This window comes from Pseudomonas sp. Sample_21, assembly GCF_004307525.1.
Classification (GTDB): domain Bacteria; phylum Pseudomonadota; class Gammaproteobacteria; order Pseudomonadales; family Pseudomonadaceae; genus Aquipseudomonas; species Aquipseudomonas atacamensis.
This window is the reverse complement of sequence record NZ_RCNZ01000017.1, coordinates 13,690-28,587: the sequence shown is the minus strand read 5'-3', so window position 1 is coordinate 28,587 and position 14,898 is coordinate 13,690. Positions and strand designations below refer to the sequence as shown.

Sequence of the window (14,898 nt, the reverse complement as noted above, 5' to 3'; positions counted from 1 at the left end):
CGCTCCCACAGGGATATCGGTTCCGACAGGGAGATCGAGTCGTTTGCCATTCCTCTGCTTAGAAGGATTGCACCATGCGTATCGTCGTAGCCCTGGGCGGTAACGCCCTGCTCCGCCGTGGTGAGCCGATGACCGCTGACAACCAGCGCGCCAACATCCGCATCGCCACCGAGCAAATCGCCAAGATCCATCCCGGCAACCAACTGGTCATCGCTCACGGCAATGGCCCGCAAGTCGGTCTGCTGTCGCTGCAAGCGGCGGCCTATACCTCTGTCACCCCCTACCCGCTGGACGTGCTCGGCGCTGAAACCGAAGGCATGATCGGCTACATCATCGAACAGGAACTGGGCAATCTGCTCGACTTCGAAGTGCCGTTCGCCACACTCCTGACCCAGGTCGAAGTCGACGCCAACGACCCGGCATTCAAGAACCCGACCAAACCGATCGGCCCGGTCTACGAGAAAGCCGAAGCGGAAAAACTCGCCGCCGAGAAAGGCTGGGCAATTGCTGCCGATGGCGACAAATTCCGCCGCGTCGTCGCCAGCCCACGGCCGAAGCGCATCTTCGAAATCCGCCCGATCAAGTGGCTGCTGGACAAGGGCAGCATCGTCATCTGCGCCGGAGGCGGCGGCATTCCGACCATGTACGACGAGCAGCGCAACCTCAAAGGCATCGAGGCGGTGATCGACAAAGATCTGTGTTCGTCGTTGCTTGCCGAGCAATTGGAAGCCGACCTGCTGGTGATCGCCACTGACGTCAACGCAGCGTTCATCGATTACGGCAAGCCGACGCAGAAAGCCATCGCCGAAGCCCACCCGGACGAACTCGAACGCCTTGGTTTCGCCGCCGGCTCCATGGGACCGAAGGTGCAGGCAGCCTGCGAATTCGCGCGCCATACTGGCAAGGTCGCGGTGATCGGTTCGCTGGCCGATATCGAAGCCATCGTCCAGGGCACCGCCGGTACGCGGGTCAGCACGGCGAAGCCGGGGATCAGCTACCGATAACAATAAACGCCGGGGCAGGCTCAAGGCCTGCCCCGCTTCCATGCCTTGAAAGGAGTAGCTCAATGGCCCTGTTCGAACCCGGTCATCTGCACATCGAGCGGCACGCGTTGACCGACGATGACGTCAATTACAACGTGCATCTGGACTATGAAGTGTTCACTGATCCACAGAAAGGCAAAGGGATTCAGTTCACCCTGCACGGCAGCATGCAGGGCAAGGACATGAAGGAGACGTTTTTCCTGCCCAAGGAAGAGGCCTACAACTTCGCCCGCGATGTCACGCAGATTGCCGAGAAGTACGGAATCCCCAAGACCCACAGCCAGATCGGCTCGGTGCACAAGCATTACGATCTGATGTTTGAAGACATTCGGCAGAAGTTGAATATGCAGTCGGGGGATCCGGTGAACCTCGAGCATTTCGAATAAAAATCAAAAGCCCCTCACCCTAGCCCTCTCCCGGAGGGAGAGGGAACCGATTGGGGGATGCTGCAGCATTGCGTCGAACTGATCCTGCATCACTGAATCCATAATCGCCCGGTAACTTTCAGGTCGATGCATAACCTCAGACACCTCGGTCGGCTCCCTCTCCCTCCGGGAGAGGGCTGGGGTGAGGGGGCTTTTGATTTAAGGCATACTTGCCCCCCTCCGCTCTGCAGATCACTGAACCGCCCCCATGCGTATTCACGTCAGCTTCATCGACCGCGTCGGCATCACCCAGGAAGTCCTGGCTATCCTCGGTGGGCGCAATCTCAATCTGGATGCGGTGGAGATGATCCCGCCGAACGTCTACATCGACGCGCCGACGCTGAGCCCGCAAGTGCTCGAAGAACTGAAAGATGCGCTGTTTCGCGTGCTCGGCGTGGAAGCGGTGACCGTGGTCGATATCCTGCCCGGCCAGCGTCGGCATCTGCAGCTAGATGCCCTGCTCGCGGCGATGACTGACCCGGTGCTGGCCCTCGACAGCGCCGGCAAGGTGCTGCTGGCCAATCCGGCGCTGATTGCCCTGTACGGTCGCGAACCGGCCGGCGAAAGCGTCTCGGCGCTGTTCAATGATCCCGGTCTGCTCGACACCCTGCTGGAAAACGGCTTTCGCCTGCCGCTGCGCGAGATCACCGTCAACGGCCAGACCCTGCTGCTCGACGCCACGCCGATCACCGACGCCGGCGCCCTGCTGACCTTGTATCAACCGAACCGCATCGGCGAACAACTCTCGGCACTGCACCACGATCATGCCGAAGGCTTCGACGCGCTGCTCGGCGAGTCTCCGGCGATCCGCACACTCAAGGCCCGCGCGCAACGCGTCGCCGCCCTTGATGCACCACTGTTGATTCAAGGCGAAACCGGTACCGGTAAAGAACTCGTCGCCCGCGCTTGCCATGCCATCAGTGCGCGGCACAGCGCTCCGTTTCTCGCCCTCAACTGCGCAGCGCTGCCGGAAAACCTCGCCGAAAGCGAACTGTTCGGCTACGCCCCCGGCGCCTTCACCGGCGCGGCGCGTGGCGGTAAACCGGGGCTGATGGAACTGGCCAACCAGGGCACGGTGTTCCTCGATGAAATCGGCGAGATGTCGCCGTACTTGCAGGCCAAACTCCTGCGTTTTCTCAACGACGGCAGCTTCCGCCGCGTCGGTGGTGATCGGGAAGTAAAGGTCAACGTGCGCATCCTCAGCGCGACCCACCGCGATCTGGAAAAAATGGTCAGCGAAGGCCTGTTCCGCGAGGACCTGTTCTATCGCCTCAACGTGCTCAACGTCGAAGTGCCGCCGCTGCGTGAACGCGGTCAGGACATCCTGCTGCTGGCGCGCTACTTCATGCAGCAAGCCTGTGCGCAGATCCAGCGCCCTGTCTGCCGCCTGGCGCCCGGCACTTATCCGGCGCTGCTCGGCAATCGCTGGCCGGGCAACGTGCGGCAATTGCAGAACGTGATTTTTCGCGCAGCGGCGATTTGCGAGAGCAGCCTGGTCGATATCGGTGACCTCGACATCGCCGGCACTTCGGTGGCGCGCCAGGCCGATACCGATGTCGACAGCCTCGAGCAAGCGGTCGAATCGTTCGAAAGAGAGCTGCTGGAAAAGCTCTACGTCAGCTACCCCTCGACCCGGCAATTGGCGAGCCGCTTGCAGACCTCGCACACCGCCATTGCCCATCGCCTGCGCAAATACGGCATTCCCAATAAACCCTGACTCACCGCGCATCCCTATTGCAGGAAATTCCCCATGTGGGAGCGAGCCTGCTCGCGAAAGCGGTCTATCAGCAAAATAGCTGGCGCCTGACACACCGTCTTCGCGAGCAGGCTCGCTCCCACAGGATTTATGGCGGATTCGAAATCCGTCCAAAAACGACCTCCATCTGTACCGAAAGCGCTACAGCGGAACGATATCGCTACACCCGCCTGTGACCAGCGCTGCGCAACGCTTTGATCCGATTAAGCTTTTCTCCTCGCCCCAAGCTGTAGCGATTTCGCTACAGGCGCAACCTGCCTACATCCAGCTAAAAAAACCAAGCCATTGATTTATATAGATAAATTAACCTTGGCCGCATTCTTGCTACCTGCCTCCTCATCTATTAAGGGCTTCCCCGCCCCAAGCTTTCCACCGCGTCCACCAGACGAGTCTGGCCCCTGAGGAGTTTCCATGAGCGAGTTGCGTTTTACTGAAGATCACGAATGGCTGCGCACCGAAGCCGACGGCAGTGTCACTGTCGGCATCACCGCATTCGCGCAGAACGCCCTGGGCGACGTGGTATTCGTGCAACTGCCTGAGCTGCAGGCTTACGAAAAAGGCGCAGAAGCCGCCACCGTGGAATCGGTGAAAGCCGCCAGCGGCGTGTACATGCCGCTCGATGGCGACGTGCTGGAAGTCAACCCGGCGCTGGAAAACGCTCCTGAGCTGGTCAACGAAGATCCGCTGGGCGAAGGCTGGTTCTTCCGCTTCCAGCCAAGCGACGCCGCCGCTGTCGGCAAATTGCTCGATCAGGACGCTTACGACCGCCTGATCAAAGCCCAAGCCGAAGCCTGAGGAATTACCCCATGACCGCCATCAATCTCGGCACCGCCAACGAATTCATCGCCCGTCACATCGGCCCGCGCGCCGGTGACGAGCAAGCCATGCTCAACAGCCTCGGCTTCGATTCCCTCGAAGCCCTGAGCGCCAGCGTCATCCCCGAAAGCATCAAGGGCACCAGCGTGCTCGGCATGGACGACGGCCTCAGCGAGGCCGACGCCCTTGCGATGATCAAATCCATCGCCGGCAAGAATCAGCTGTTCAAGACCTACATCGGCCAGGGCTACTACAACTGCCACACGCCGTCGCCGATCCTGCGTAACCTGCTGGAAAACCCGGCCTGGTACACCGCTTACACGCCGTACCAGCCAGAAATTTCCCAGGGCCGTCTCGAAGCGCTGCTGAACTTCCAGACCATGATCAGCGACCTCACCGGCCTGCCGATCGCCAACGCCTCCCTGCTCGACGAAGCCACCGCCGCTGCCGAAGCCATGACCTTCTGCAAACGCCTGAGCAAGAACAAGGGCAGCCACCAGTTCTTCGCCTCGATCCACAGCCATCCGCAGACCCTCGACGTGCTGCGCACCCGTGCCGAGCCGCTCGGTATTGACGTGGTCGTGGGCGATGAGCGCGAACTGACTGACGTCACGCCGTTCTTTGGCGCGCTGCTGCAATACCCGGCGAGCAACGGTGATGTGTTCGACTACCGCGAGCTGACCGAGCGTTTCCACGCCGCCAACGCTTTGGTCGCCGTGGCCGCTGATTTGCTGGCCCTGACGCTGCTGACCGCACCGGGCGAATTCGGTGCCGACGTCGCCATCGGTTCGGCGCAACGCTTCGGCGTGCCGCTGGGCTTCGGTGGCCCGCACGCCGCTTATTTCTCGACTAAAGATGCGTTCAAGCGCGACATGCCGGGCCGTCTGGTCGGTGTCTCGGTTGACCGTTTCGGCAAGCCAGCGCTGCGTCTGGCGATGCAGACCCGCGAGCAACACATCCGCCGCGAGAAGGCCACGTCGAACATCTGCACCGCCCAGGTGCTGCTGGCCAATATCGCCAGCATGTACGCCGTCTACCACGGCCCGAAAGGCCTGACCCAGATCGCCAACCGCGTGCATCACCTGACCGCGATTCTGGCCAAGGGCCTGACCGCGCTGGGCGCTCAAGTCGAGCAGGCAAACTTCTTCGACACCCTGACCGTTGCCACCGGCGCGCACACCGCCGCGCTGCACGACAAGGCGCACGCTCAGCAGATCAACCTGCGTGTGATCGACGCTCAACGTCTGGGCCTGTCGGTCGACGAAACCACCACTCAGGCTGATATCGAAACCCTGTGGGGCCTGTTCGCCGACGGCAAGACCCTGCCGGACTTCGCTGCGCTGGCCGCCTCGGTGCAGAGCACCATTCCTGCTGAGCTGGTGCGCCAGTCGCCGATCCTCAGCCACCCGGTGTTCAACCGTTATCACTCGGAAACCGAGCTGATGCGCTACCTGCGCAAACTGGCGGACAAGGACCTGGCGCTGGATCGCACCATGATCCCGCTGGGCTCGTGCACCATGAAACTCAACGCCGCCAGCGAAATGATCCCGGTGACCTGGGCCGAATTCGGTGCGCTGCACCCGTTCGCCCCGGCCGCACAAAGCGCCGGTTACCAGCAACTGACCGATGAGCTGGAAGCGATGCTCTGCGCCGCCACCGGTTACGACTCGATTTCGCTGCAGCCGAACGCCGGTTCGCAAGGTGAATACGCAGGTCTCCTGGCGATCCGCGCCTACCACCAGAGCCGTGGCGATGAGCGCCGCGACATCTGCCTGATCCCGTCGTCGGCCCACGGCACCAACCCGGCCACCGCGCAAATGGCCGGTATGCGCGTGGTCGTCACCGCGTGCGATGCCCGCGGCAACGTCGACATCGAAGACCTGCGCGCCAAAGCCATCGAGCACCGCGAGCACCTCGCTGCGCTGATGATCACCTACCCGTCGACCCACGGCGTGTTCGAAGAAGGCATCCGCGAGATCTGCGCGATCATTCACGACAACGGCGGCCAGGTGTATATCGACGGCGCCAACATGAACGCCATGGTCGGCCTCTGCGCACCGGGCAAGTTCGGCGGCGACGTCTCGCACCTGAACCTGCACAAAACCTTCTGCATCCCGCACGGCGGTGGCGGCCCGGGCGTTGGCCCGATCGGCGTCAAATCGCACCTGACCCCGTTCCTGCCCGGCCACGGCCAGATGGAACGCAAGGAAGGCGCGGTCTGCGCGGCACCGTTCGGCAGCGCAAGCATTCTGCCGATCACCTGGATGTACATCCGCATGATGGGCGGCGCTGGTCTGAAGCGCGCTTCGCAACTGGCGATCCTCAATGCCAACTACATTTCCCGTCGCCTCGAAGAGCATTACCCAGTGCTGTACACCGGCAGCAACGGCCTGGTGGCGCACGAGTGCATCCTCGATCTGCGTCCGCTCAAAGACAGCAGCGGCATCAGCGTCGATGACGTCGCCAAACGCCTGATCGACTTCGGTTTCCACGCGCCGACCATGTCGTTCCCGGTCGCCGGCACGCTGATGATCGAGCCGACCGAAAGCGAATCCAAGGAAGAACTGGACCGCTTCTGTGACGCGATGATCCGCATCCGCGAAGAAATCCGCGCAGTGGAAAACGGCACGCTGGACAAGGAAGACAACCCATTGAAAAACGCCCCGCACACCGCAGCGGAACTGGTTGGCGAATGGACCCACCCGTACAGCCGCGAGCAAGCGGTGTACCCGGTCGCGTCGCTGATCGAAGGCAAATACTGGCCGCCGGTCGGCCGGGTCGACAACGTCTTCGGCGATCGCAACCTGGTCTGCGCCTGCCCGTCGATCGAAAGCTACGCTTAATGGAATGAGGGGCTGAATATCGGCCCCGATTTCAGCAACACCCTAGATCCCCCTGTGGGAGCGAGCCTGCTCGCGAAGGCGCCATTTCAGCCAGCGTAAATGTTGGCTGATCCGACGCTTTCGCGAGCAGGCTCGCTCCCACAAGGGATCTGCACCGATGTCAAACTGCGCCAATCCCCATAACAAGAAACCGGAGAACCACTCATGTCGTTAAGCGTGTTCGACCTGTTCAAGATTGGCATCGGCCCCTCCAGTTCCCACACCGTCGGCCCGATGCGTGCTGCTGCGCGTTTCGCCGAAGGGCTGCGCCGGGAAAACCTGCTGACCAGCACCGCCAGCGTGCGTGTCGAGCTGTACGGTTCGCTCGGCGCTACCGGTAAAGGACACGGCAGCGACAAAGCCGTGCTGCTCGGCCTCGAAGGCGAACATCCGGACACTGTCGACACCGAAACCGTCGCCGCGCGCCTGCAAGAAATTCGCGGCAATGGCCGACTGAATCTGCTCGGTGAACACAACATCGCGTTCAACGAGAAAGACCATCTGGCGATGATCCGCAAACCGTTGGCCTATCACCCCAACGGCATGATCTTTCGCGCCTTCGACGCAGCGGGGATTCAGATCCGCAGTCGCGAGTACTACTCGGTCGGCGGTGGTTTCGTTGTCGATGAAGATGCCGCCGGCGCCGATCGCATCGTCGAAGACGCCACGCCGCTGACCTTCCCGTTCAAAAGTGCCAAGGATTTGCTCGGTCATTGCGCCACCTATGGCCTGTCGATCAGTCAGGTGATGCTGACCAACGAGAGCGCCTGGCGCCCTGAAGCGGAAACCCGTGCCGGCCTGCTGAAAATCTGGCAGGTGATGCAGGACTGCGTCGCTGCCGGCTGTCGTAACGAAGGCATTTTGCCGGGCGGCTTGAAGGTCAAACGCCGGGCGGCGGCGCTGCATCGGCAATTGTGCAAGAACCCGGAATCGGCGCTGCGCGATCCGCTGTCGGTGCTCGACTGGGTCAATCTTTATGCACTGGCGGTCAACGAAGAAAACGCCAACGGCGGGCGCGTGGTTACTGCGCCCACCAATGGCGCGGCAGGCATCATTCCGGCGGTGCTGCATTACTACATGCGTTTTATCCCCGGGGCGAATGACGACGGTGTCGTACGTTTTCTACTGACCGCTGCCGCGATCGGCATTCTTTACAAGGAAAACGCTTCGATTTCCGGCGCCGAAGTCGGCTGTCAGGGTGAGGTCGGCGTGGCTTGTTCGATGGCGGCCGGCGCCTTGTGCGAAGTGCTCGGCGGCAGCGTGCAGCAAGTCGAGAACGCTGCGGAAATCGGCATGGAACACAACCTCGGCCTGACCTGCGACCCGATCGGCGGTCTGGTGCAGGTGCCCTGTATCGAGCGCAACGCGATGGGCTCGGTGAAAGCGATCAACGCGGTGCGCATGGCCATGCGTGGCGACGGTCAGCATTTCGTCTCCCTCGACAAAGTCATCCGCACCATGCGCCAGACCGGCGCCGACATGAAAAGCAAATACAAGGAAACCGCCCGCGGCGGCCTGGCGGTCAACATCATCGAATGCTGATTACGAACTCAGCCAAACGTAACCAGCTCCCTCTCCCTCCGGGAGAGGGCTGGGGTGAGGGGCTCTTGATCTTGCCTCTCACCCGCAACCCAAATTCAAAGGAGCCACGCATGTCCACCGAACAACTCTCGAAAACCCCGCTACACGCACTGCACCTCGAACTCGGCGCACGCATGGTGCCGTTCGCTGGCTACGACATGCCCGTGCAATACCCGCTCGGCGTGATGAAAGAACACCAGCACACCCGTGAGCAAGCCGGGTTGTTCGACGTCTCGCACATGGGCCAGATTCGTCTGACCGGCGCCAATGCGGCCAAAGCCCTGGAAACCCTGGTGCCGGTGGACATCGTCGACCTGCCGGTAGGCATGCAGCGTTATGCGATGTTCACCAACGAAAGCGGCGGCATCCTCGACGACCTGATGGTGGCCAATCTGGGCAATGACGAGCTGTTCCTGGTGGTCAACGCCGCGTGCAAGGATCAGGATCTCGCGCATCTGCAAAAACACATCGGCGATCAGTGCACCATTACCGCGCAGTTCGAAGAGCGCGCCTTGCTCGCCCTGCAAGGTCCGGCAGCCGTCACGGTGCTGGCGCGTCTTGCGCCGGACGTGGCGAAGATGACCTTCATGCAGTTCAACCGTGTTTCGTTGCTGGGCGTGGACTGCTTTGTCAGCCGTTCGGGCTACACCGGTGAAGACGGTTTCGAAATCTCCGTCCCGACCGCCGAAGCGGAAAAACTCGCCCGCGCCCTGCTCGCCGAGCCAGAGGTCCAGGCCATCGGCCTTGGCGCCCGCGACTCGCTGCGTCTGGAAGCCGGCCTGTGCCTGTACGGCCACGACATGAACACCGAAACCACACCGATCGAAGCCAGCCTCCTGTGGGCGATCTCCAAGCCCCGCCGCGCCGATGGAGCGCGGGCCGGCGGTTTCCCGGGCGCCGAGCAGATCTTCGCGCAGCAACAGAACGGCGTCGCACGCAAACGTGTCGGCCTGCTGCCACAGGAGCGTACCCCGGTGCGTGAAGGCGCAGAGATCGTCAACGAGGCCGGCGAGATCATCGGCAGCGTCTGCAGCGGTGGCTTTGGTCCGACTTTGGGCGGGCCATTGGCGATGGGATACCTTGACACCGCTTACGTCGCGCTCGATACACCTGTGTGGGCCATCGTCCGTGGGAAAAAGGTGCAAATGCTTGTAAGCAAAATGCCATTTGTTCCACAACGCTACTATCGCGGTTGATGGACTGTTTCTATAAGTAACGCGATTGCGTTAAACGTGCACTAATGTGTAACGCAATCGCCATAAAACAGTGCGTTTTTTAACATCCGTTTCGAATATGAACGTTGCTTATAACGTTTGCTGAAAATAGAACCAGACAATCGTCCAAGACTGAACTAGTTTGCTGATGAACTGCCATGAAGAGCAGTAAAACCGGGGCCTTCCCAGGGCTTGTTTTTTCTCCCGTAGTTGGCGTAGAGTTTGTCCACTGTGTTTGCATGGGTCAGCTTGGAATCGTGACCTGGGCAGTAGCCTACAAGTTAGCTACATCCCGCTCGACGTCTTCTTACTCCTTGCAACCAGCTCCAGTACTCTTTCATGTGAAAGGGGCTGTCATCAATTTATGCGTCAAAGGAAATAAGAAATGTCCACACGTCAGAGCGGTACCGTCAAGTGGTTTAACGACGAGAAAGGTTTTGGTTTTATCACTCCAGAAAGCGGTCCGGATCTGTTCGTACATTTCCGCGCCATTCAGGGCAACGGCTTCAAAAGCCTGAAAGAAGGCCAGAAAGTGACTTTCGTTGCTGTGCAAGGCCAGAAAGGCATGCAGGCTGACGAAGTACAAGCAGAAGCCTGATCTTCTGATACGAAAAAGCCCCTGATATTGATATCAGGGGCTTTTTTGTGCGCGCTAATCCGTAAAATGGCGCTTCCATTCGCGCCTTGAGGCTGCCATGTCGAAACACCTGCTCACGCCGCAAGGGGACTTTCCTCCCGTTGCGCTCGGTCGTCGTCTGGCGGCGATGTTCTACGACTTCCTGCTGTGCACCGCCCTGCTGATCGTCACCGGATTCATCTACAAGCTGATCCAGGCCGCAATCATTGGCGAAGAACGTTTGCGGGTGATGACCGACGCCGGCCAGCTCGATGGTGACCCGCTGTATTCCACGGTGCTGCTGTTGGTATTGTTCGGCTTCTTCGCCAAGTTCTGGACCCATGGCGGGCAGACACTGGGCATGCAAGTGTGGGGCATCCGCGTGCAGAACGCCAACGGCACAGCGATCAGCCTGTGGCAGGCGCTGCTGCGCTTTATGGTGTCGATCGCGTCGTGGTTGTGTGTCGGGCTGGGGTTCTTCTGGTCGCTGTTCGACAAGCAGAAACGCACCTGGCATGACATCTATTCGGATACCCGTGTGGTGCGAATCCCGAAAAAGAGCAAATAATTTCCATATTCAAGAGCCGGCCTGTGGTGAGGGGATTTATCCCCGTCCGGCTGCGTAGCAGTCGTAAAGGAGCCCACGCGGTATCCCTGATATGCCGCGGTGTTTCATTTAGGGCGGCTTCGCCACCCAACGGGGATAAATCCCCTCACCACAGGGCTCACTTCTACAAGGGGGTACTCAGGCGTTACCGGCCAGCTTCATCCGCGCTGCCTGGGTGAAGTCCAGCATGCGCTTCAACGGGCGGATCGCCTGGGGAATCAGCGCCGGATCGACAAAGATCTCGTTGGTGCCTTCCTTCAAGCTCTTGAGCGTGCGCTCAAGGGTGTTCATGGCCATCCACGGGCAATGTGCGCAACTGCGACAAGCCGCGCCGTTACCGGCGGTAGGCGCTTCGATGAAGACCTTGTCCGGGCACAGCTGCTGCATCTTGTAGAAGATGCCACGGTCGGTGGCGACGATCAGGGTCTTGTTTGGCAGGCTTTGCGCGGCGGCGATCAACTGACTGGTAGAACCGACGGCGTCCGCCAGTTCGATCACCGAAGTCGGCGACTCCGGATGCACCAGAATCGCTGCGTCCGGGTACAACGCTTTCATGTCCTCGAGCTGCTTGGACTTGAACTCTTCGTGAACGATGCAAGCACCGTCCCACAGCAGCATGTCGGCGCCGGTCTTGCACTGAATGTAAGTGCCCAGGTGCTTGTCCGGGCCCCAGATGATCGTCTCGCCGTTGTCCATCAGGCTTTCGACGATCTCCAGTGCGCAGCTCGAAGTCACCACCCAGTCAGCCCGAGCCTTCACGGCGGCGGAAGTGTTGGCATACACCACCACGGTACGTTCCGGGTGCTGATCGCAGAACGCCGAGAACTCGTCGACCGGGCAGCCCAGGTCCAGCGAGCAGGTCGCCTCCAGAGTCGGCATCAGCACGCGTTTTTCCGGATTAAGAATTTTTGCCGTCTCGCCCATGAACTTGACGCCGGCGACCACCACGGTCTTGGCCGGATGGGCGTTGCCGAAGCGGGCCATTTCCAGGGAGTCGGAAACACAGCCGCCGGTTTCTTCGGCCAGGGCCTGAATCACCGGATCGCAATAGAAGTGGGCGACCAGCACCGCGTCCTGAGCCTTGAGCTCGGCGGCGATGGCGGAACGGTAATAAGCCTCCTCTTCTGCCGTCAGCGGTTTCGGCTGTTTGGCGTCGAGGTGGGCTTGAACCAGAAGGCGTTCGGAAATCTGCGTCATGTTCGCAAGACCTGCAGGCGCATTCGCGCGAAAGTCGAGTATACACCCGGCTCCGGACCGCTAGAGGGTACCGCCGGGAGAGTGAGTATCATCAGGCACGGGACAGCGTTGAAGCTGCGCAAGGCTACAGAATATCCCGTTGATACAAAAGATGATTCTGACCTGCGTCAGGTGTGGCCGCGCTGAAACATCGAACGCCCGAATCGCAGGCAAAAAAAAACCCGGAAATCCTCACTTTCGTGGGCCTTCCGGATTTTCTAAACCGCCAAATATGGTGGGTCGTGTGGGATTCGAACCTACGACCAATTGGTTAAAAGCCAACTGCTCTACCAACTGAGCTAACGACCCGCTGTGTGGTGGCGCGTATAATACTGATTTTTAAGGACTATTCAACACCTTTTTTGAAAAAATCAAAAATAAGGGGTTGGATCGTCCACACCAGCCGCCGCGAAGCCTTCTGCACGCAGGCGGCAGCTGTCGCATTTGCCGCAGGCGCGGCCGTTATCGTCGGCCTGATAGCAGGAAACCGTCAGACCGTAATCAACGCCGAGCTTAACGCCGGCCTGAACGATCTGCGCTTTGCTCAGGTTCTGCAGCGGCGCCTGGATGCGGAAGCCATTGCCTTCCACGCCCGCTTTGGTGGCCAGGTTGGCCATGCGCTCGAACGACTCGATGAACTCGGGACGGCAATCCGGGTAGCCGGAATAATCCACTGCATTGACGCCGATGAAGATGTCGCGGGCGCCGAGCACTTCGGCCCAACCCAATGCCAACGACAGGAAAACCGTGTTGCGCGCCGGCACGTAAGTCACCGGAATCCCTTCGCCCAGCTCTTCCGGAATGTCGATGCTGGTGTCGGTCAGCGCCGAGCCGCCCATGCCATTGAGGTTCAGTCCGATGACCTTGTGTTCGACCACGCCCAGGTCGCGAGCAACGCGGGCGGCGGCGTGCAATTCGGCATGCGAGCGCTGACCGTAATCGAAGCTCATGGTGTAGCAGGCGTAGCCTTCGGCGCGTGCCATCGCCACGACGGTGGCCGAGTCGAGGCCGCCGGACAGCAAAATGACTGCACGTTTTTCAGTGGTGTTCAGTTGTTCAGTCATCTCAGCGCCCCGGCTCGTCGTTCCAAAGATATTTATGCAGCTGCAATTGCAGGCGTACCGGCAGGTTGTCCGCCACTACCCAGTCCGCCAGTTCCCGAGCATTCAGGTCGTGGTGACTCGGCGAAAACAGTACTTCGCCGGCGCGCTGGTCGAGACCGTACTGGATCAGCTTGGAGACCGCCCAGTCGTAGTCTTCCCGCGAGCAGATGACAAACTTCACCTGATCGTCGCGGGTCAGCAGTTCGATGTTCTCGTAACGGTTGCGGTGGGCTTCTTTCGAGCCCGGCGTTTTCAGATCGACGACGCGACTGACACGCGGATCGACAGCGGATACGTCAAGGGCGCCGCTGGTTTCCAGCGAAACCCCGTAGCCGGCGTCACATAACCGCTCAAGCAAAGGAATGGCGTTCGGCTGAGCCAACGGCTCACCGCCGGTGACACAGACGTAGCGCGGACGATATCCGGCCACTTGCTCAAGGATGTCGTCGAGGGTGCGGACGGTGCCGCCGCTGAACGCGTAAGCGCTGTCGCAGTACTGGCAACGCAACGGGCAACCGGTCAGGCGCACGAAAACCGTGGGCAGCCCGGCAGTCCGAGTTTCACCCTGCAACGAGTAGAAAACTTCGGTGATTCTCAATGTGTCTTGCATAGTCGCCACGGGCGTAACAGCTAAACAGGCTGTCCGCCTCCGTCAGGCACTTCAGGCAATCCCGCCAACGCGTAGACCACAAGAAGCGTGTTTCAGAAAAAGGGCGTGAATTCTAACGAAAAAACCCGCGACAAGCGCGGGTTTCTTCAAAACACGGATGAACAGGCTTACATGCGCTGTAAATCACGCTGGGCCAGCTGCGCGGCGGAAGTGCCCGGATATTGGGACACCACCTGCTGCAGAATGCCTTTGACCTTGTCGGTGTGACCGAGGCGGCGCTCTACGTCAGCCAGCTTGTACAGCGAGTCCGGCACTTTGTTGTGCTTGGGATACAGCTGCGAAACCTTGGCAAAGGCCTGACCTGCACCTTGCAGATCACCCTTGGCCAGGTTCACTTCGCCCAACCAGTACTGGGCGTTGCCCGCGTATTGGCTGTTGGGGTATTTGCGCAGGAAAGCGGCGAAGGCCTGGCTGGCCTTGTCGAAATCCTTGGCTTTGATCAGGTCGAAAGCGGCATCGTAATACAGCTTTTCCTTGGCCGGATCAGCCGGTTCGCTACCCGCGGCAGGTGCCTGGGCTGCCGCAGCAGCACCCGCGCCTGCGGCAGCACCGGCGGCAGCACTTGCATCGCCACCGGCAGAAGAATTCTCGGGAGTCGCGGCTGGTGCAACGCCGGATCCTATGCGCCGATCAAGATCCTGGTATCGCTCCAGGGATTCCTGCTTCATGCGCGAAACCTGATTCTGCAGTTCTTCGATCACGCCCTGTTGGCGCGAGATCTGATCCTGCATCTGTTGCAATTGGTTGAACAGCATGCCTTGTGCCGAGGCAGGGGCCGAAGCCGCTCCCCCGGCATAGGCGCCGTTCGTACCGTAACCCGCAGGCGGATAACTGCTCCCGCTATTGTTATAACCGGAGTTGTCATCGACCACAGGAACCGCAGCCCACGCCGCAAGCGGCGCGAGGCTGAGAGCCAGAACAGTTACAGCACGACGGCACGTTCGCATAT

At 60.4% G+C, this 14,898-nt stretch carries 13 protein-coding genes and 1 tRNA gene; 9 read left to right on the top strand and 5 right to left on the bottom strand.

Features of this window, described 5'->3' with window-relative positions; all coding sequences use genetic code 11:
• Positions 1-74: 74 nt before the first annotated feature.
• The 9 genes from arcC (at position 75) to D8U71_RS01100 (ending at position 10,901) form a co-directional block, all read left to right on the top strand.
• Positions 75-1,004 carry a carbamate kinase gene (arcC, locus tag D8U71_RS01140; protein ID WP_016770621.1) on the top strand — a complete coding sequence of 310 codons (930 nt, stop codon included), beginning with the start codon at positions 75-77 and terminating at the stop codon, positions 1,002-1,004.
• Positions 1,005-1,066: 62 nt separating this feature from the next.
• Positions 1,067-1,429, top strand: a complete 363-nt coding sequence (locus D8U71_RS01135) for a DUF5064 family protein (protein WP_016770620.1) — start codon at positions 1,067-1,069, stop codon at positions 1,427-1,429.
• 247 nt (positions 1,430-1,676) lie between these two features.
• The gene (locus D8U71_RS01130) at positions 1,677-3,185 is read left to right on the top strand and encodes a sigma-54-dependent transcriptional regulator (protein WP_110646607.1); all 1,509 of its coding nucleotides are present in this window, start codon (positions 1,677-1,679) and stop codon (positions 3,183-3,185) included.
• 450 nt (positions 3,186-3,635) lie between these two features.
• Positions 3,636-4,019 (top strand): glycine cleavage system protein GcvH, encoded by a 384-nt coding sequence (gene gcvH / locus D8U71_RS01125; RefSeq protein WP_016773514.1) that lies wholly within the window; start codon positions 3,636-3,638, stop codon positions 4,017-4,019.
• A gap of 11 nt (positions 4,020-4,030) precedes the next feature.
• Positions 4,031-6,883 carry an aminomethyl-transferring glycine dehydrogenase gene (gene gcvP, locus D8U71_RS01120; protein ID WP_130886992.1) on the top strand — a complete coding sequence of 951 codons (2,853 nt, stop codon included), beginning with the start codon at positions 4,031-4,033 and terminating at the stop codon, positions 6,881-6,883.
• 204 nt (positions 6,884-7,087) lie between these two features.
• Positions 7,088-8,464 (top strand): L-serine ammonia-lyase, encoded by a 1,377-nt coding sequence (locus tag D8U71_RS01115; RefSeq protein ID WP_125925570.1) that lies wholly within the window; start codon positions 7,088-7,090, stop codon positions 8,462-8,464.
• A 110-nt stretch (positions 8,465-8,574) separates the two neighbouring features.
• Complete coding sequence (gcvT, locus tag D8U71_RS01110) at positions 8,575-9,699, top strand: glycine cleavage system aminomethyltransferase GcvT (protein WP_130886991.1); 1,125 nt, start codon at positions 8,575-8,577, stop codon at positions 9,697-9,699.
• Between the two features lie 403 nt (positions 9,700-10,102).
• Positions 10,103-10,315: a cold-shock protein gene (locus D8U71_RS01105; RefSeq protein ID WP_003227496.1), complete on the top strand. Its 213-nt coding sequence runs from the start codon at positions 10,103-10,105 to the stop codon at positions 10,313-10,315.
• 97 nt (positions 10,316-10,412) lie between these two features.
• Entirely contained in the window at positions 10,413-10,901 is a 489-nt protein-coding gene (locus D8U71_RS01100; RefSeq protein ID WP_024014082.1) for an RDD family protein, read from the top strand.
• A gap of 177 nt (positions 10,902-11,078) precedes the next feature.
• Here the strand turns inward: D8U71_RS01100 and nadA are convergent, their stop codons facing one another.
• The 5 genes from nadA to ybgF all read right to left on the bottom strand — a co-directional run bounded on the left by nadA (position 11,079) and on the right by ybgF (position 14,896).
• Positions 11,079-12,137, bottom strand: coding sequence for a quinolinate synthase NadA (gene nadA / locus D8U71_RS01095; protein ID WP_130886990.1), 1,059 nt, complete (start codon positions 12,135-12,137; stop codon positions 11,079-11,081).
• Between the two features lie 272 nt (positions 12,138-12,409).
• Positions 12,410-12,485, bottom strand: a tRNA-Lys gene (locus D8U71_RS01090).
• A 62-nt stretch (positions 12,486-12,547) separates the two neighbouring features.
• Positions 12,548-13,240 carry a 7-cyano-7-deazaguanine synthase QueC gene (gene queC / locus D8U71_RS01085; protein WP_130886989.1) on the bottom strand — a complete coding sequence of 231 codons (693 nt, stop codon included), beginning with the start codon at positions 13,238-13,240 and terminating at the stop codon, positions 12,548-12,550.
• A 1-nt stretch (position 13,241) separates the two neighbouring features.
• Complete coding sequence (queE, locus tag D8U71_RS01080; protein ID WP_130886988.1) at positions 13,242-13,889, bottom strand: 7-carboxy-7-deazaguanine synthase QueE; 648 nt, start codon at positions 13,887-13,889, stop codon at positions 13,242-13,244.
• Positions 13,890-14,056: 167 nt separating this feature from the next.
• The gene (ybgF, locus tag D8U71_RS01075; RefSeq protein WP_024014085.1) at positions 14,057-14,896 is read right to left on the bottom strand and encodes a tol-pal system protein YbgF; all 840 of its coding nucleotides are present in this window, start codon (positions 14,894-14,896) and stop codon (positions 14,057-14,059) included.
• Positions 14,897-14,898 lie beyond the last annotated feature (2 nt).